This window comes from Chryseobacterium luquanense (assembly GCF_026460945.1).
GTDB lineage: Bacteria > Bacteroidota > Bacteroidia > Flavobacteriales > Weeksellaceae > Chryseobacterium > Chryseobacterium luquanense.
Window position 1 is genome coordinate 347,799 of sequence record NZ_JAOVZV010000003.1, and the last position, 19,347, is coordinate 367,145.

Below are 19,347 nucleotides of genomic sequence, written 5' to 3' on the forward strand. Positions count from 1 at the left end.
TTTCGTAGTTTAGTTCAATTAAATTTGAATTAATATTTAGTTCCATTAAGAAATTAGTTTTTAAAAACAATTGAATGAAAAATATCCAACGTGAAGACATCAAACTGATCAGCCGTCACAGCAATATGACCGAGCTGGAAGTTGAGCGACTTCTGAAAGAAAATGTGTACAACGATAAAAAAATGTGGCAGAAATTTCTGCGTCTGTTTTTTATCACTCTCGGAGTTGGTTTTGCCACCGCCGGAATTATTTTCTTCTTTGCTTATAACTGGGCAGATTTACACAAATTTGCTAAAATCGGAATGACAGAAGCGCTCGTCATTGTCACAACAATCGTTGCTTTACTTCCTAAAATCAATCAGAATACACGAAATATTATTCTCACGGGAGCTTCGTTTTTAGTAGGAGTTTTATTTGCAGTTTTCGGACAGATTTATCAAACCGGAGCCAATGCCTACGACTTCTTTCTTGCGTGGACTTTATTTATTGCGTTGTGGGTCTTAATCTCAAATTTCGCTCCGCTGTGGTTGCTTTTTATTGTTTTAATCAACACTACATTTATTCTTTATACGCAACAGGTTGCCAACGATTGGGATGAGTTGTTGGTTTTGACAGTCATTTTCAGCATCAATGCGGTAGTTCTTATTTCTTCCTTTTTATTGCTCAATTTAAAGAAGATTTACGCAATTCCTCTTTGGTTTACCCACATTTTGGCTTTGGGATGTTCCGTTATAGCAACCATGGGAATGATAATGGTAATTTATGCAGTTTTTAAAGAATCTGCATTTCTGTTTACGGCTCTTGTTTTAATCACTTATGCGCTTGGAATTTGGCACGGCTTCAAATCAAAAAGTGTTTTTTATCTTGCATTGATTTCATTCAGTATTATTTCAATAGTATCTTCTTGGATATTAAATTTTTCCAACGATGGCGGGATGTTTTTGTTCGTAAGCCTTTTCGTGATTGCAAGCATAACGATGGTGATTATGACACTTATTAATCTTCAAAAAAAATGGAAAAATGAGAACTAAAGAAGAAGTAAAACAACTCTTGGATACTCTTCAAGATGCAAGTGATAAAGATTTAAAATTTAACGAAGAAGAAATTTACAAAGATTACGAAAAAAGCAATAATCATCAATCTTTACCTATAAAAATCCTATCTATTTTTGGTGGAATTTTGGCAAGTCTCCTCTTCATGGGATTTCTCTTTATTACCGGAATCTACGACTCAGAACTGGGATTATTGGCACTCGGAATTCCTTTAATTATTTTCGGAACATTCATTACCAAAGCAACCGACAACATACTTCTAGACACACTCAGCATTTCGGCATATATCATTGGTTTTGTTCTCTTAGGAGTGGGATTATCGCAAATGGAAACACACGAAAATGTAATAAGCCTCATTTTTATTGCAATTGCTGCTTCAACATTATTTATCGTAAGATCTTATCTCATTTCTTTTGTTTCGGTACTGATTGTCTGTGGAGGATTTTTATTTTTAATTATTTCAAATCATACTTTTGATTCAATTCACATTTATGTTTCTCTCTTAGCTGTGGTTTTAACCCTTTTATACTTGAAAGAGGCAAAATTAATAACTTACAACAAAACGTTCTCACAACTATATGATTCGGTTCGTATCGCATTGATATTTTGCTTTTTAGCCGGTTTATATCTTTCAGGAAGAAACTATAGGATTGATCGCATAGACGAATATTCGTTTGAATATTCCTGGATTTCCTCGGTAGTCATTATTGCGGCAATTTTATACGTCATTTCTCACCTTTTTGAAATGCTGAATATCAAAAAGAACGAACAGAAATATGGAATTTACGCTTTATCAGTTTTCATTTTATTACCAACAATATTTTCACCAGCGATTTCGGGAGCAATTTTAATTATTCTGCTGAGCTTTATGGTGAATTACAAAACCTCTTTGGTCATCGGCGTTGTGGCTTTTATTTACTTTGTTTCACAATATTATTACGACCTACATTACACATTGCTTACCAAATCGATCGTCCTTTTTGGTTCTGGCGTTTTGTTTCTTGGTCTGTACTTTTTAACCCATAAAAAACTGTCGTCTGATGAAAAAATATAAATGGTTGATTATCTTCTTAAATCTCATTATACTATTAGTTTATTTTAATTTTTCTGTGGCTAAAAAAGAGACGCTACTAAAAGATGGAAAACTAATTTTACTATCATTAGCTCCTGTAGATCCGCGTTCTTTGATGCAGGGAGATTATATGACTTTGCGGTACAGTATTTCAGAAGATTTAAATGTAGAATCTCTTCCAAAAAGAGGATATTGTGTAGTAAAATTAGATAAAAACGGGGTCGCAGAAAGACAGAGATTTCAGAAAAACACGACTCCTTTAAAAGAGGGAGAATATTTAATAAATTACACTTCATCCGATAACTGGAATGTAAATATTGGGGCAGAATCTTTCTTTTTTCAGGAAGGACAAAGTGAAAAGTATGAGAAAGCAAAATATGGAGCCGTAAAAGTTGATGATAAGGGAAACAGTTTGCTAGTGGGACTTTACGATGAAAATTTGAAAAACATTAAATAATTTTCGTCAATGAATAACATCTATGAACCAAAATTTGTAAAACAACTTTTTAATCAAATGTCCGGGTCTTATGAAAGGATGAATTACATTACTTCTTTCGGCTTCTCCATTCGTTGGCGGAAACAGTTTTTAAGCAAATTAGGAAAATCGGACAAAAATTTAAATATCATCGATTTACTTTCAGGTTTAGGAGAAAACTGGACCTACCTTAAAAATAATTTTCCTAATGCTACTTTTACGGCATTAGATTTTTCTGATGAAATGATTGCTCAATCAAGAAATAAAGGGAATAAAGTTTTTAAAAATCAATTGAATCTTCTTTGTGAAGATGCACTTCAAAGTAAATTGGAATCTAATTTTTTCGATATTATTTCTTGTGCCTATGGTTTAAAAACTTTTAACAATAAACAACTTGAAATTTTAGCAAAAGAAGTTTCACGAATTCTGAAAACCAATGGTAAATTTAGTTTTGTGGAAGTTTCCAAACCAAAAAATAAAATTTTGTATCCTGCGTACAGACTTTATTTAGGTAAAATCATTCCTGTTTTGGGCAAATTATTTTTAGGAAATCCAAACGATTATAAAATGCTTTGGATTTACACCGAGAAATTTGAAAATTGCAATCGGGTAAAAGAAATATTTGAAAAATATCATCTCAAAGTCAATATTGAAAGTTATTTTTACGGTTGCGCCACCGGAATTCATGGAGAAAAAATTTAATTAAAATTGGTAAGAAAAATGAAGAAAATTTTGGGTATAATATTTTTGTTATTAAATATTTGTCAACTTTTCGCTCAAGTTCCTGATATTGAAAAAGCCAAACGAAAATATTTTAAGGCGAATGTAATAAGCTACAAAACAACCGCTTACTATCCCAATCCTGAAACCAACGCAACTTCTGTTTTTAGTGTTTTACATACAGTTTACAAACCTCAAAGCAGCGATTTTGAGTTCTACAGCAAAAATGAAACTTCAGAAGAATTCTACAAAAACAATTCCTATTACCTGGTAAATCACAGCGAAAAAACAGTCTACGAATACGAAAATAAAGACAATCAAAAGGATGCGATTTCATCTTCCCGACTGAGGCAATTTGGCCCTACAACGTTGCTCAAAAAGAAATGGAGTTATATAGACGACACCCAAATTGACGGGAAAATCCACAGCCATTATTCAAATATCGAAAGTAGTAATCATTACGAAGGAAAAGAAATAAAAGTTGAATATCATATTTACATTTCTGGAAACTTTACCATCTCAAAATTCGAAAGAAAAAGTTTTGTGGATGGGAAATTGGGACAAACTGTTACTTATGTGTTCAGCAATTATATATTCTTAGATAAAACCACCAATTTCAAAGTTTTTCTTCCAAAAGATTATGCTTTAAAATATTACGAAAGACAAGATTCTTTGAAGATTTTAGCAAAAAACACAGCAGTTTCGAGTTTCAAAGCAATTGATTTTAACGGAAAACCGGTTTCTTTTGATTCAAAAAAAGAAAAGCAAACGCTTCTGCTCTTCTCTTCAACCAACTGTGGTTATTCCAAAATTATTTCGGATTATATTCTGAGTTCGAATTTTAAATTAAATCCTCAGATGGAACTCATCAATATTTTTGGTTCGGATTCTAAAGCGAGTGTCACCAAATATTTCGTCAATAAAGAAGTGAATTTCCCAGTAATTCCTGACCTAAAAGATATTGAGCAACAATTTGGAATTAATGGTTATCCAATTCTTTATTTAGTAAATGAAAACGGAATTATTATCGAAACGCTTGATAGTACAAACCAAATTTTACCGTTTTTGAAAAATTTAAGCAAAAAATAAAATTTTCAAAAAATTATATTTGAATTTTCACTAAATTGAGATACATTTTTTCAACTCATGAAATTACATCTAACTCTTCTTTTTATTTTCAGTTTTGTTTTGTTTTCTGCGCAGAATAAAGAACTTAACCATGAAAAACAAATCATTTCAGATTCTGTTTCGTTAAAAGATAAAGCCATTTTAGAACGAAACATGAAAGATTTAGAAAATATAAAATCCAATTCCAAAGCAAAATCAGAAACACCAGAATCTGTAGCGAAAGGAATTACTATCGTTCAAGGAATCGACAGAATACTGAATTATAAAGTGAATCGTGTTTGGCGTGAAGATTTATATTGTTTGGTCTGTTTAAAGAATTTAAGATCAGGAAGAATGGCTTAAATTCTGCAGCAGTATGAGAATGAATAACTATTTTAAATATGCATTTTTCAGCATTCCATTATTCTTTTTTTCGCAGAGTTGTTAAAATCATAAAACTAAGGTAATTGATTTTGAAAACTTTGAAATTGAAATTCCTAAACAATGGAAAAAAATTCAACTTCAAAACATTGATAGTAATGTTGGTAGATTTATGACAGAAAATAATGATACCATTATTTTCGATTATGGTTCTTATTCAAATTCTTTAGAAGAAAACATTGTTATTTTTGAAAGAAAATTTTTGAAAGAAATCATAAAAGAACATCCTAAAACCGATACTTCACAAATGATTATTGTTTCAGATATGAGCAAAATAAATCAAGAGGATTTTAAAATCAACAAAAAATATTTTGAAAAAATTTCGGGTTATAATGCCAAAATTATAAGCCCAAAGAAACCAGGGAATGGTATTACAGGAATATACATCGATAGTTTAGGAACTTCATCTTTAGGGAAAATTAAATTTAATCTCTATGCAAAAAACCTAAACATTAAAAATCAAAAAGAGCTTTTAAGTCCAATTAAAACAATACAATTTAAAAAATAATCACTTCAATTTCACAATTTCTCCTTTCTTAAAATCAATCTTAAAATGGTCTGAAGCATCTCCCGATGACAATTTCCCTAAGATTGTAAAGAAAGTTTTAAGCTGATTTAAAAATTCATCTTTTGTTTCTAAACTATCAAAATTCTTGATTAAAACTTCATATTGCTCAAGCCTTTTTTTCGAAATATCATTTTTTGCCAATTCATCGGCAGATTGAAATTGATATAGATTCAAAAGTGCATCTTCAAAACTCCATTTGGCAAATTTCTTTTTGGATTTATTAGATAATTTCTGATTTCCTGAACTCAATTCCAGCAAATCTTTCCCGGAAAGCTTTGAAGCTTTTTCAATGAAATCTTTTGGCCAATCGGACGGCACGAAACGCAACCGCACCAATTCTTTCAGATGGAATAATGTAAAATCATGATAGTTTTTTGTTCTTAAAATTTTTTTATTCCAAATTTCTTTTGAATTTTTAGCTTTTAAATTTTCAAATTCCTTTTCATACAACGGGAATAATTCATTAAATCTCGGAACATTTTTAATACAAACCGTTTCCACTTCAAATTCATCCTCAGATTTCACTGTCAGAATTTTATACCCCGGAATATATGCCGCCAAAGAAGGAACCTGAATATTGATGAGCATTTTTCCATTTTCAAACTTTTTAATTCCTGTATCATTGATGTGCATATGACCTGCGAAATGTAATTTCAAACCCGCTTTTGCAAACTGTTCAGCAACCTCATCATTCGGAACTCTGTCCATTTGCCATTTGTCATTTTCTAAAAGTTGTGTGATTTCGGAATTAGCATTATCATTAAAATCAAGAATTGGATAATGGGTGAAAGCTATCAGTGTTTTGTTTAGCCTCTTCGCCTCATTCAACATTTTTTCAACCCAGGAAAACAGATGTTTTTTATTGCTTAAAACGTTGTTGTACCCGATGGATGCTCCATGAAAATTATTTTCATCATTAGGATTTCCAGCAATATTTTTAGGAATGTAGGTATTTCCATCAATGGCCATCAGCCAAATTCCATCGGTGGGTTCGACTACATAAGAAAGATCAGGAACAGAAAAACCGGAACTCACTTCATACACTCTGTTGGAATATTCTGAATCTTTTAAAGCATTTTTAAAATTAAATTGTTCGTAAGAATCTTTACTGAAAGGAGTCTGCCAAAAAATATCTTTTTCAGAAGCTCCAAATCCGAAATTTTTCATGCTGTTCAAAATTTCCAAATATCCAGACATCGCAATGTCTTTCGTTACAACAGCTTTTTCACCCTTTTTAATTAAATTTTGGTCACTGATAATTGAAAGTTCACCTCCATTTTCATCCATAAAATCAGATTTTCCGCCCTGTTTCAAAAACGGACCCACCGGATCGTGATTTCCTGTTGTAATGAAAAACCGCATCTGATATTTCTTCTGATATTCGTCTAAAATTTTCTTTAAACCACGAAGATTGTAGGCTTGTCCGTCATCTGTATAATCTCCCGGAAGTGCAACAATTTTGATATTTTTTTTCGCAATATCATCCAAAGCTGCTAGAAAAGCGAAATAATTTTCATTAAAAATCCTTGTTGAATGAAGCTGGGAATCCATTGTTCTGAGAATGGTTTTCTTTCTGGTTTTTGAGTTTTCAATTCCTTTAAAATTTGAATCTGAAAACCCTCCATACAAATCCTGAAAGTGTACATCAGCCAGAAAAGCAATTTTCACAGGTTTTTGCTGGCTTTTTAGATTCAATGAAAAGAAAAATAAGATGAAAAATAAAATAGAAAATGATTTGTTCAAAGCGAAAAATTTAATTTTGAAAGGTAGATTTTTAGTTTAAATTGAATGTAGATTGTATTTTAAGTTTGATTTAATTTTCACTTTACAAATTCTTTTTTAACGCAAAGCGCGCAAAGTTTTTTTAAAATTGTTATGAATATTTTTCGTTCGCAAAGGCGTTTGACTGCGTCGAATCTTCGATTTCACTTAGCAAAGACATTAAAAAAGCACCTTCACAGAGAAAGTGCTTAAATAATATTTTTAAAATATATCGCAGATTTTGCAGATGACTCAGATTATAAAAATCAGCTTAATCTGCAAAATTGGCGTGAGCAAAAAGTTTATTTCAAATAAGTTTCGTACAAATCAGTTCGTCTGTCTTTCAGAATCTGAACGGAACCATTGTAATGAAGGTCTTTTAACAAGTTTAAATCAACATCAACAATTAAAGTCATTTCAGTATTCGGAGTTGCTTCACCTTTTACCGCATTAGATGGAAATGCAAAATCTGAAGGTGTGAAAACCGCAGCCTGACCAAACTGAATATCCATATTATTTACACCCGGTAAATTCCCTACACAACCTGCAATCGCAACATAACATTCGTTTTCAATCGCTCTTGCTGCGGCGCAGTGACGAACTCTCATATAGGCATTTTGAGTATCGGTCAAATAAGGAACGAATAAAATTTTCATTCCCTGATCGGCAAGAATTCTCGGTAATTCAGGAAATTCTACATCGTAGCAAATCACCAAACCAATTTTTCCGCAGTCGGTATCAAAAACCTTGATTTCATTTCCACCTTTCATCCCGTAATATTTTCTTTCATTCGGGGTAATGTGTATTTTTCGGTATTCATCAATTCTGCCATCACGGTGAAGGAGATAACTTACGTTGTACAAATCGTTATTTTCAAAAATCGGCATACTTCCGGAAATGATATTGACATTATAACTGATTGCCAATTCGGAAATTTTGGTTTTAATTTCTTCCGTAATTTTCGCCAGTTCAATCATACTGTCACGCTCCGAAAGATTATTAAAAGGAGCCAATAAAGGTGTATTGAATAATTCCGGAAACAGCACAAAATCCGATTTGTAATCACCCATTACATTCACAAAAAATTCCACCTGCTCGTAAAAAGCATGAATATCTTTAAAATGTCTCATTTGCCACTGTACCAAACCTAAACGTACAACACTATCCTGCATTGTATTTGGCTTTTTGCTGTAATAAATATTGTTCCACTGAAGCAAAACGGCATTTTCACGGGAAGCTTCATCTTCGGGAAGATATTTTTTAAGGATTTTTATCGGTAAAAAATTATTTGAGAGTTGAAAAGAAAGCACCGGATCGTACATTTCTTTATCTCTTACTTTCCGTATATAATCTCTTGCTGAAAGTTCGTGACTGTATTTATGATAATGAGGAATTCTTCCGCCTAAAATAATTGATTTCAAGTTTAATAATTCACAAAGTTCTTTTCTTGCATCGTATAATCTTCTTCCCAATCGCAATTCACGATATTCCGGATCTACGAAAATTTCGATTCCGTATAGTACATTTCCGGTTGAAATATGGGTATTGAAAGTGTAATTTCCTGTAATATCGCTGTACGTATGATCATCGCCAAATTCTTCATAATTCACGATAATTGAAAGTGCAACTGCGGCGATCACTCCGTCTACAGTGATGCAGATTTGTCCGGCTTCGAAAATTTTATTCAGTTTGGCGATGCTTTTTTTTGACCAGACGTATTCTGACATTTGAGGATACGCTCGGCGCATTGTTTCTACCAATTCGTCATAATCGTCTACTTTCAGGGTACGTGTTTCTATCTGCATAAGTTTATTTTTACTAAAGTTAAGCATTTATTCAACAAACCTTTTGCCGTTTTTCGTTATGAAAAAATTATTTATTGTTATTATTAAGTTTTGGCTAAAGCCAATTATTTAGATTAATGCTTTAGAGCGGACTAAAGTCCGCCCCTATTGATTGCTTTCATTAAAATATTCCCACAGATTGCACAGATTTTCATTCTTAGTTATTTGTGAATTCGTGGCATAAACTATTTTACAGTAATTTAAATCAGCCTTTATTGAGATAACCATTTTAGCATTAAAATATTCTCAATCATCTGTGAAAATCTGTGAAATCCGTGGAAGCTAAAAAAGCAGCCCTTTTCAGAAACTGCTTTGTATCAAATATAAATCTAATAAGTAAAAGTAATTTGCTATTTAAGCTTTAAAGCTTTTAAAATTTTATGAAAAACCTCATTGTTTTCATACACTCCGGTAAAGTTTTCAGAGCCAGAACCATAAGAAAAAACGGGAATTAAAGTAGCTGAATGATCATCCGTTGTAAAATCACCTTCAATGGTACTCGTTTTCATATCTCCGTGTGGAATGCTAAAACCTCCTGTTTCATGATCCGCAGTAATTACGACCAAAGTTCCAGGATTTTCATCTGCAAATTGGATTGCTTTTGTAATCGCTCTATCGAAATCAATTCCTTCAGTAACGATGGTTCCAACATTATTGCTGTGACCTCCGCTGTCGATTTGTGCGGCTTCAATCATCATAAAAAATGGTTTTTTCTTATTTTTCAGGAAATTAAGTCCATTTTCAACCACATTTGACAAAAGATTGTCACGACCTTTTAAAACCTGCGGAACACCATTTTCGGACATAAAATAAGCTAATTTATCTGACTTATTCTTTCCGATTTCTTCAGGTTGATTAACTACTGAAAACTGATGATTCGGAGAAATTTTAGATTTTCCTCCGGAAGCAAAAAAGGTAAGTTTGCTCGTCAACAAATCTTCAGCAATTTCCTTTTCCATTCCGCGGTCTTTTTGATGGGCATAAAATGCAGATGGAGTCGCTCCAACAATCTCATCGGTTGTAATAATTCCTGTATTGAAACCTTTTTCAGAAAGAACTTCCGTTAAGTTTAGTGTTTTTTTGCCTTCAGTATCAACTCCAATAAATCTGTTTTTTGTTTTCTTTCCTGTCGCAAAAGCGGTTGCTCCAGCTGCAGAATCTGTTGTAAAATTATCTGCTGCAGTAGTTTTAATTAAACCAATATTTTTTAACTGCGTTAAAGTTAATTGACCTTTATTTGCTAAAACCGATGAAGAAATTTGTGACAATCCGTTTCCGTCTCCAATTAATAAAATAAAATTTTTTACAGGACTTTTTTTCTTTAGATAGGAAAATTCAGGCTGATAAATTTCTGAAAATATATTGTTTTTAAAAGTTCTTTTTCGCAAAGAATTTACATATTCCACACATTCTTTTGGGTGGTCTGTATTGATGAAATCAACGCCGTTCTGTGCAAAAAACTCCCAAGAAGTTTTTCCGTCAGGAATTGCCCAAAATCTGAAAGGTTTTCCAAATGATTTAGCTTTTTTGATGACCTCGGTAACTTTTGGTAAATCATCTTCTGTTAATCCACCCTTTCCGTTCCATTTAGAATATTGTGGAAAACTCAGACTCAACAATGCCACTTTTTTCCATTGATCTGCCGTTAAATCATCCAATTTTTGATAATCAAACTTAATAAAATCAGGATAAGAATTATATTCTTCCGAAGCCGGTTGGTTTCCCGAAATCACAAAACTGATCTTTTTCTCTGCTGTAATCTTAGGATATTTCTGAATTGATTTTACAATTTGGTTTAAAGTTGTTTTAGCATCAGTTTTAATATCAATTAAAATCTGCAGCGACTCTTGATTGATCATATTCATTTCTAAAGCCTTATCGATTGGATTTAGATATAAACTTTCAAATGTTCTTTCTTTTCTAATATCTTTTTGATTATGTGCGACAAATAATTTTTTGTTTTCCAAAAAAACATCAGCTTCAATCGAATTTGCACCCGAACCTAATGCATACCAAAACGGAATTTTTTGTTCGTAATCATTATGAGAATGAATTTTTGAAGTTTGTGAATAAAGCGTTGTCGCAAAAATCAAACCGATAAAACCAGCAATTTTTTTTAAATTTAAATACATGAGATTTTTTATTACATTCAAATTATTTAATCTTGATTCCATTTTTTCTCAAAGCTTCGACCAGTTTGTGATAGATTGTATGATTAGGATAAACTCCTGAAAAGAGTTCCTGACCTTTTCCCATTGCAAAAACAGGAACCAGAGCCGCCGAATGTTGATTATCTATAAAATTGACCTGAACTTTATTTCCGACTTCTTTTTCCTTTCCTGTGACCGGATCTTTTTCTGAATATTTTCCGATACTTGCGCCACCTGTTTCGTGATCGGCTGTAACAACCAATAATGTATTCGGATTTTTCTTGATAAAATCGATAACCACGCCAATGGTTTTATCGAAATCAAGAACTTCTTTAGTCATCATTTCAGCATCTTTTGCATGACCACCCCAATCGATGAAAGAGCCTTCAACCATCAGGAAAAATGGTTTTTTATCTTTAGAAAAATAATTTAATGCAGTTTGGGTAGCTTCAGGCAAAAAGTCGCCTCTTCCCTGAACTTTATTCGGCAATTCATCCTGAGCCAATAAGTATAAATTTTTCTTTCCAGAAATTGGTTTTGATAATGAAATCGTGTCAATTCTGTAGTTTTTATTTAATTGTTCTAATAAATTTTTTCCGTCTTTTCTTTTATTAAAAAACTTTAAACCTCCTCCAGCTGCAAAATCAATATTAGATTTTAAAAATTCCAAAGCGATATCTTCATGAAGGTCGCGGTCTTTCACATGAGCATAATAAGAAGCTGGTGTAGCGTGAGTAATTGAAGTAAGACTCACCAAACCCGTTTGATAATCATTTTTCTGAAGCTGTTCTAAAATAGTAGGAATTGCAATAGAATCTTTGTCTACTCCGATTGCTCTTTTATAAGTTTTCTTACCTGTCGACAAAGCGGTTGCTCCTGCCGCAGAATCGGTAATCAAATTACTTGTTGACGAAGTCTCTGAAAGTCCTACCACTTTAAATTTGGCAAAATTCGGTTCTGAATTTCCAAAATAAAAAGCGGAAGTTACTTGAGAAACTCCCATCCCATCTCCTATCATAAAAATGATATTAAGAGGGCTTTGTTTTTTTTGAGCCGACATTAATGTTGTAAAAAGAAGCAAAGAAAAAGCTGCAATAGTTCTAAAATTAACGTTTTTGTAACTATAATTCATAATTATTGGATTTTTAATAAAATTGATGACTGCGAAATAAGGGCACAAAATTAGATATTAAATGATTTCAAAATCATCCAACTAAAATCAAAAACCTAATGTTAACAAGGATATAATTGAATTTAAGCTATTTAAAAACATTTGTTTACATAAAGTTTTCACAAATTTAATTTTCGGCAAAAATATTCACGTTTTATTAATTTTAAAAAGCTGTTACTTAATATTAAATTAACAGTTTTCGGCGTTTCATCAACCTAATTTTGCACCAAAATAAAAAGGAATGAAACGTATTTATCTCGTGCCGACTGTTTTGATGAGTTGTGTCACCTTAACATTTGCGCAAAAAAAAGAATCCGACACTATCAAGGATGATAGCAAATTGAAAGATATTGAAGAAGTTGTGATGGTAGGATACGGAAGTCAGAAAAAATCTGACGTAACCGGAGCTGTAGGATCGGTAAAAAGCGAAGATTTTAATAAGGGTATGGTTGCCAATGTTGGTCAATTACTTCAGGGTAAAGTAGCCGGAGTGAATGTTTCTAATGTAAGTGGTGAACCGGGAGCTAATCAAAATATTATCATAAGAGGAGTTGGAAGTTTACGTTCAGGAACGACTCCATTATACGTTGTAGATGGTTTTGTAATCGATAACAGTAATACAGGAACAGCTAATAACCCAATGAACTTCATCAATCCAGATGATATTGAGTCATTGGACATTCTAAAAGATGCTTCTGCAGCAGCAATCTATGGAGCAAGAGGAGCAAATGGCGTAATTGTAATTACCACTAAAAAAGGAAAAAAAGGAAGAACTCAGATGAATCTTTCCTCTAATCTTACCATTTCTAAACTTGCCAATAAAATGAATGTTTTCGGTGCAGATGAATTTAGAAGACAGGTAACTGCAGCCGGAGGAAAACTAGACGATATGGGTGGAAATACCGATTGGCAAGACGAATTGACAAGAACAGGCATTTCTGAAAATGTAAATTTCTCAGCAGCAGGAGCAACAGAAAATTCTAATTACTATGCTGCTTTAGGATATGAAGATCAGGAAGGTATTCTTCACAACAGTAATTTAAAAAGATATTCAGGTCGTGTAAATGTTTCACAAAAAGCTTTTGACGGAAGAGTAAATATCGACTTTAATTTAAATGGGGTAAGAACTGAAAATAACAGACCAAATGCAACCGACGTAGTCAACAACATGCTTACCTGGAATCCTACTTATCCGGCATACACAAACGGTTTACCAACAACAGTTTTTAATAACGGTTCTTTTAATCCGCTGATTCGTCGTCAGATTTATAAAGATATTACAACAAATAACAGAATTTTAGCCAACGTTTCTCCTTCAGTAGAAATTATCAAAGGTTTGACTTACAAATTAAATCTAGGGATCGATTATTCTACAGCAGAAAGAGTCATTCAAAATATTCCACATGCTATTCCTTTAGAAGCCGGAAATTTAAATCTAAGTAATTATTCTAACAACAACACTCTTGTAGAGAATACATTAACTTACAAATTTAAAGTTAACAGTCATGATTTTAACGTGATGGCGGGGCATTCTTATCAGAAATTACTGTTGACTTCAAGAGGATCATATTATCAGAATTTTCCAGATAACGGAATCGAACCACAATATCAAATTCCTTCATTACAACCTGCAGACTTAACGAAGGTAACTTCAACAGTTGTTGCTAATAAAAATGAGTTGCAATCTTGGTTTGGAAGAGTAAACTATGGCTATCAAGATAAATATCTTTTAACCGCAACTTTAAGAGCAGACGGATCCTCAAAATTTGGAGCCAATAACCGCTACGGAATTTTCCCATCCGTTGCTGCAGGATGGAATATCAGCAAAGAAAGCTTCATGGAAAATGTAAGCACCATCAACAATCTGAAATTGAGAGCAAGCTGGGGTAAAACAGGAAATCAGGAAATTCCGAGTAAAATTACAAAGAGAAGCTATCAAGCTGATTCCAACGGAAGCGCACAGGCAACTTACCCACTAAACGACAGTGGGAACTATCCTGTCGGAATATATTTGGTAAGAGCCAACAACCCAGATCTTCAGTGGGAAGTTACCACACAAACCAATATCGGTTTAGATTTCGGAATTTTAAATAACAGATTAACAGGTACTGTAGATTTTTTCAATAAAGTTTCTGATAATATTCTTTTAGAAATAAATCCGGTAGATCCTATTGAACCTGCTCCAAAAATTTGGAAGAATATCCCTAATATGGAAATCAACAACACCGGTTTAGAATTATCATTAAATTATAACAGTAATCCAAACAAAGAATTTACTTACAGCATTGGAGGAAATACTGCTTTTATTAAAAATAAAGTAAAAAAATCTCCTTACAAAGTAATTTCTACAGGATCAGCTCAAGGACCGGGAACGACAAACGCTGTCATCAATGGTTATATTAATAATGAGCCCATCGGAACTTTTTACGTAAGAGAATTTTTAGGATTAAGCGAAAACGGCACCAACATATTTAGAGATGTAGACGGAGACGGAATTATTACAGACAACGACAGAGTTGCTGCAGGAAGCGCATTACCGGATTTCACTTATAATCTTTATGTAAAAGCAGCTTATAAAAACTTCGATTTAGGATTAAATTTCAACGGAGTTGCAGGAAATATGATTTACAATAATACAGCTTCTACCTTATTTTCAAGAGGTAGACTGGGATTATCAAATAATACGACTGATGCAGCAACACAATTTCCGAATGAAAGTCTAAACAATACAAATGTAATTTCTACAAGATACCTTGAAAAAGGAGATTTCTTCAGATTAAACAACGCCACTTTAGGGTATAGTTTAGATCCTAAAATCTTAGGAATTGGGGAACACATCAGAAATATCAGATTCTCGATAACTGCTCAAAACTTATTTGTGATTACTAAATATTCAGGTTTTGATCCTGAAATCAATACCGGTTTATCTCAGGGAGGAATTCAGTCTTTCGGGATCGATTACGCTACTTATCCTAAAGCAAGAAGCTTTGTATTTGGTGTAAACGTAGCATTTTAATTAACTATTTAAAAAGAAAAAAAATGAAAAATAAATTTTTAATCTCTATTCTTAGTGTAAGTACTTTAGCATTGGTAGGATGTACAGATCTTGAAGAATTGGTTATTGATGAATCATTGGAAGCAAAAACTACAACGCCGGTAGAATCTTTTGTAGCCGCTGCTTATGGCCCGCTTCCTGATGCGTTTACCCATGTAAAAAACTATGGTCTTCAGCTTATCAGTTCAGATCAGGCAATTCTGCCGCCAAGAGGAAGTAATAATGACTGGTATGATGGTGGAAAATATATTGAACTTCATCAGCACACCACAACAACGACGAATGTTGTAGTACAGCAGACTTGGGATGCAATGAGGTTAATGCTTTCAAGAACGGTAACAGCATTAGAAAAACTGCAACCTCTTGCTGCAACAGATCAAAATGCTGCTAAAGCTGTTGCTGAAATGCGTGCTTTGAGAGCTTATTACAATATGTTGATGCTTGATTATTGGGGAATTGCATTCAAAAAAGACAATACAGGTGTAAATTCAGAAATACTAAGAAGGCAGGAAGCTATTTCTTATATTGAAAGTGAATTTCTTGCTGTGGTAAATAATCTTGACAATACAAAAGGCCCTGGAAGAATGTCTCAGTCTGCAGTGAACGGGTTTTTAGCGCAATTGTATCTAAACGCGGCAGTTTACAAAAATCCTTACGGAACTCCGAATTTTGCAGCCGGAGATATGGATAAAGTCATTGAATATACAGACAAAGTTATTAACAGTGGTCAATTTAATTTATCGCCTGAATATTTTGCGATATTTGACGACAATAATCACTCAAACAAAGAATTAATTTTTGCGATTGACCAGCGTCAGGATCTTGCTACATCTCATAACAGATTGGGGTATTGGTCGCTTTCAGGAAGTCAATATCCTTTAGCAGCTTTCCCGAAAGCCAACGGAACAGACGGTCCCGCAATTACTTCAGATTTTTACAACACCTGGGTTCAAGCTTATGGAAGTACAGATCCTGCACAAGCTGATGCGAGATTTTACAAAGAAAACTTTACTGTACCTGCAGCTTTACAGAATTTAACTGGAGTAACTCCTGCGAATGATGCCAATCATTATTTTCTTGTAAACGGTGCAACGTATGAAATTAACAGAGGAATTCAGAGAGGAATTCAGTGGGGATTGAGAAACGCATCAAATGGACAACCTTTTCAAACTTTAAACGGACAATATAAAATCTACCCGATTATCGAACAGAGAAATGGTTTTGTAAATTACGTAAATCACACTCTGGAAATCGATCTTGAAAATCCGAACAACAAAGATTACACAGACGGATATCGAGTTTCAAAATACCAGTTCAGCAGAAGTTCTGACTCAGGAAGAAACAGAGGAAATGCAGATATTGTGCTTTTACGTTTAGCCGATATTTACCTGATGAGAGCAGAAGCACAATTGAGAAAAGGAAATGCCGGAGCTGCTTTACTTGATGTAAACTTAGTAAGAGCTGCAAGAACAGCAAGACCTTCAGTAACTCCTCCAGCTTTATCTTCAATCAATTTAAATACCTTATACAGAGAAAGAGGTTTTGAATTCTACTGGGAATATTCCAGAAGAACAGATATGATCAGATTTGGTCATTACGAAGATCCTTACACCTCAAAAACCAATAGCGATGTAAGAAAAAGATTATTCCCGATACCACAATCAGCAATTGACGGAGCATCTGCAGAACCGGGATATTTGGTTCAGAACGAAGGTTACTAATTTTTTACTATTATATATTACTTTCAAGAAAACCATCGGCAATATGTCGGTGGTTTTTGCTTATAACAATTTAAATAAATTCATATATTTGAGAATTATACTATAAATAATTGCTTCACTATAACCTTTTTTTATTTTAATGAATTTAAAACATCAACTTTTATCAGTCGTTTTTATCTTAATCATCAATATTATCTCTATATTTCCCACAACATTACTTGTATTTTTAGCAGAAAACGGAGATCAGGCTTTTCTAACCGTCTTTGGAATTGCCAATGTCTTATTTCTAAAGTTTCGTTTAAAAATAAACTTACTCACATCCTTTATTTTAGGATTTATTAATGTAGCAATTAGTATTTATGTTACTTATTTGATTATGTATTTCAGCAGTTTATCTGATGTGGGAAAGCTTTTACCATACCTACTCATTACACTTTCTATTTCGTGGATTTACATCAAAACTAAATGGAAAAAATTCAATTTGAAAAAGTTTAATTTAATTTTAATTCTTCCTGTTTTAATTTTATCATGGTCTTCATATCAGATTAAAAAATATTATCAGCCTAAAACGGAAAAAGAAAATTTGACCCAAGTGGAATTTAAAATTTCAACTTCAAACAAACATCCTAAACAAAGTGACAGTATTGAAGTAAGAATTAGAAGAAATCCTTTATTTGGTCTTCTTGAGACCAAAAGAATCGATAAAAAAGCTGTTGATAAAAATGGCGTTTGCAAATTTATCTTATCTAAAAATCATGATTATCAGATAGATGTAATTTATTCAGACGATAAATATGATTTTGAAGAAATTACAAGCAGAGATTTGAAAATCAATAACAAATTCACTATTCCCAGATAAAAAAAACACCAACATTTCTGTCGGTGTTTCAAGAGTACGAAAAAAATAATTTATTGTTTTTGAATTTTATATAATCTTCCGCCATCGGTAACTGCGTAAAGTGCACCATCAGTTCCCTGCGTAATATCTCTGAAACGTTGTGATAAACCTGTAAGTAGACGTTCTTCACCCACTACTTTGTTGTCTTTAATAACGAGTCTTACAATATGTTCGCCACTTAAAGCACCGATAAACAAACAGTTTTGCCATTCCGGAATACTGTTTCCTCTATAGAACGTCATTCCGCTTGGCGAAATTACAGGATCCCAATAATAAACCGGTTGTTCCATCCCACTTTGCTGTTGAATTCCGCTTCCTATAACCGCTCCACTGTATTCAATACCGTAAGTAATTGTTGGCCAACCGTAATTTTTTGCGGGTTGCACTCGGTTGATTTCATCTCCGCCACGAGGTCCATGTTCGCTTTGCCATAATTCGCCTGTTGTAGGATGAATTGCAATTCCTTGTGGATTTCTGTGACCGATACTGTATAATTCAGGTAAAGCTCCCGCTTGGCTGAAAGTAGGATTTCCGGGAGCCGGAGCTCCATCTTTTGTAATTCTCAAAATTTTTCCAATCGCTGCCGTAACAGATTGTGCCAAAGGTCTTGTGGATAAATCTGAACGCTCACCTACACTTACCATCAAATTCCCTGTAGCATCAAATAAAATTCTTCCTCCATAATGCAGATTTCCGGCAGATGCAGAAGGATTTGCTCTGTAAATAACCGCTGCGTTTTCAATCGTAGTTTCTGACGTTGAAAGTTTTCCTTTTGCGACAGAAGTCTGGGTTCCGCCTGCAACATTTTCAGTAAAGACCCAATAAATCATTCTGTTTGTAGAAAACTGAGGATCAACACAAATACCTAGTAAACCACCCTGCCCATTTGAATTCACAGCAGGAATTCCGGTAATAGGGTTTCCAACTGATCCTGTATTGGTCACAATTCTCATCGTTCCGCCTTTTTGAGTGATTAATAATCTTCCATCAGGTAAACTTGTAATTCCCCAAGGTGCGGTTAATGCAGATGTTAGAACAGTGTTTGTAAAAGGAGTCTGTGTTTTTACCCCATTCACTCTTGTTTGTCCAGCAAAAGCGGGTGGATAATTGGTATTGGCTTGTCCGGTTTCAACAGGCGGATAAATGGCTTCATTTCCCGGCTCTTCAGTAATTGTTTCATCAATATTGTCTGAGCAATTGGCTAAAAACATAGCTGAAGCAATCAATAGATAATGTGCTTTAAATTTCATATATTTTGTAATTTGGTGTCTTTGTTTTTGAAAATAGTAATTTTCAGTTTGCAAAGCATCAA

At 33.4% G+C, this 19,347-nt stretch carries 15 protein-coding genes; 10 read left to right on the plus strand and 5 right to left on the minus strand.

Annotated elements, in window-relative coordinates:
- The first annotated feature begins 74 nt into the window (after window positions 1-74).
- The 7 genes from OEA66_RS05895 (at window position 75) to OEA66_RS05925 (ending at window position 5,375) form a co-directional block, all read left to right on the plus strand.
- Window positions 75-1,031, plus strand: a complete 957-nt coding sequence (locus OEA66_RS05895) for a DUF2157 domain-containing protein (protein ID WP_267280509.1) — start codon at window positions 75-77, stop codon at window positions 1,029-1,031.
- The gene (locus tag OEA66_RS05900) at window positions 1,021-2,106 is read left to right on the plus strand and encodes a DUF4401 domain-containing protein (RefSeq protein ID WP_267280510.1); all 1,086 of its coding nucleotides are present in this window, start codon (window positions 1,021-1,023) and stop codon (window positions 2,104-2,106) included. Before OEA66_RS05895 ends, OEA66_RS05900 begins: the two co-directional genes overlap by 11 nt.
- A complete protein-coding gene (locus tag OEA66_RS05905; RefSeq protein ID WP_267280511.1) occupies window positions 2,093-2,581 on the plus strand; it encodes a GDYXXLXY domain-containing protein in 489 nt (162 codons plus the stop codon). The genes OEA66_RS05900 and OEA66_RS05905 overlap by 14 nt, the downstream gene beginning before the upstream one ends.
- A gap of 9 nt (window positions 2,582-2,590) precedes the next feature.
- Complete coding sequence (locus OEA66_RS05910; RefSeq protein ID WP_267280512.1) at window positions 2,591-3,301, plus strand: class I SAM-dependent methyltransferase; 711 nt, start codon at window positions 2,591-2,593, stop codon at window positions 3,299-3,301.
- An 18-nt stretch (window positions 3,302-3,319) separates the two neighbouring features.
- The gene (locus tag OEA66_RS05915) at window positions 3,320-4,408 is read left to right on the plus strand and encodes a TlpA family protein disulfide reductase (RefSeq protein ID WP_267280513.1); all 1,089 of its coding nucleotides are present in this window, start codon (window positions 3,320-3,322) and stop codon (window positions 4,406-4,408) included.
- A gap of 57 nt (window positions 4,409-4,465) precedes the next feature.
- Window positions 4,466-4,789, plus strand: coding sequence for a hypothetical protein (locus OEA66_RS05920; RefSeq protein WP_267280514.1), 324 nt, complete (start codon window positions 4,466-4,468; stop codon window positions 4,787-4,789).
- Between the two features lie 190 nt (window positions 4,790-4,979).
- Window positions 4,980-5,375 carry a hypothetical protein gene (locus OEA66_RS05925; protein WP_267280515.1) on the plus strand — a complete coding sequence of 132 codons (396 nt, stop codon included), beginning with the start codon at window positions 4,980-4,982 and terminating at the stop codon, window positions 5,373-5,375.
- Here OEA66_RS05925 and OEA66_RS05930 read toward each other — a convergent pair whose 3' ends face one another.
- The 4 genes from OEA66_RS05930 to OEA66_RS05945 form a co-directional block, all read right to left on the minus strand.
- Window positions 5,376-7,178, minus strand: a complete 1,803-nt coding sequence (locus tag OEA66_RS05930) for a metallophosphoesterase family protein (RefSeq protein ID WP_267280516.1) — start codon at window positions 7,176-7,178, stop codon at window positions 5,376-5,378. It lies immediately after the preceding gene.
- Between the two features lie 320 nt (window positions 7,179-7,498).
- Window positions 7,499-9,001: a carbon-nitrogen hydrolase family protein gene (locus OEA66_RS05935; RefSeq protein WP_267280517.1), complete on the minus strand. Its 1,503-nt coding sequence runs from the start codon at window positions 8,999-9,001 to the stop codon at window positions 7,499-7,501.
- A gap of 389 nt (window positions 9,002-9,390) precedes the next feature.
- Window positions 9,391-11,214 carry an alkaline phosphatase gene (locus OEA66_RS05940; protein ID WP_267280518.1) on the minus strand — a complete coding sequence of 608 codons (1,824 nt, stop codon included), beginning with the start codon at window positions 11,212-11,214 and terminating at the stop codon, window positions 9,391-9,393.
- Window positions 11,195-12,322 carry an alkaline phosphatase gene (locus OEA66_RS05945; RefSeq protein WP_267280519.1) on the minus strand — a complete coding sequence of 376 codons (1,128 nt, stop codon included), beginning with the start codon at window positions 12,320-12,322 and terminating at the stop codon, window positions 11,195-11,197. The genes OEA66_RS05940 and OEA66_RS05945 overlap by 20 nt, the downstream gene beginning before the upstream one ends.
- A gap of 280 nt (window positions 12,323-12,602) precedes the next feature.
- Here OEA66_RS05945 and OEA66_RS05950 point away from each other — a divergent pair, with 280 nt between their 5' ends.
- From OEA66_RS05950 to OEA66_RS05960, 3 genes are all read left to right on the plus strand, one after another.
- Window positions 12,603-15,377: a SusC/RagA family TonB-linked outer membrane protein gene (locus OEA66_RS05950; RefSeq protein WP_267280520.1), complete on the plus strand. Its 2,775-nt coding sequence runs from the start codon at window positions 12,603-12,605 to the stop codon at window positions 15,375-15,377.
- A gap of 23 nt (window positions 15,378-15,400) precedes the next feature.
- Complete coding sequence (locus OEA66_RS05955; RefSeq protein ID WP_267280521.1) at window positions 15,401-17,137, plus strand: RagB/SusD family nutrient uptake outer membrane protein; 1,737 nt, start codon at window positions 15,401-15,403, stop codon at window positions 17,135-17,137.
- 139 nt (window positions 17,138-17,276) lie between these two features.
- Complete coding sequence (locus OEA66_RS05960) at window positions 17,277-17,996, plus strand: hypothetical protein (RefSeq protein WP_267280522.1); 720 nt, start codon at window positions 17,277-17,279, stop codon at window positions 17,994-17,996.
- Between the two features lie 50 nt (window positions 17,997-18,046).
- On the opposite strand, the gene OEA66_RS05965 is transcribed toward OEA66_RS05960, so the two are convergent.
- Window positions 18,047-19,285: a PQQ-dependent sugar dehydrogenase gene (locus OEA66_RS05965; RefSeq protein WP_267280523.1), complete on the minus strand. Its 1,239-nt coding sequence runs from the start codon at window positions 19,283-19,285 to the stop codon at window positions 18,047-18,049.
- Window positions 19,286-19,347 lie beyond the last annotated feature (62 nt).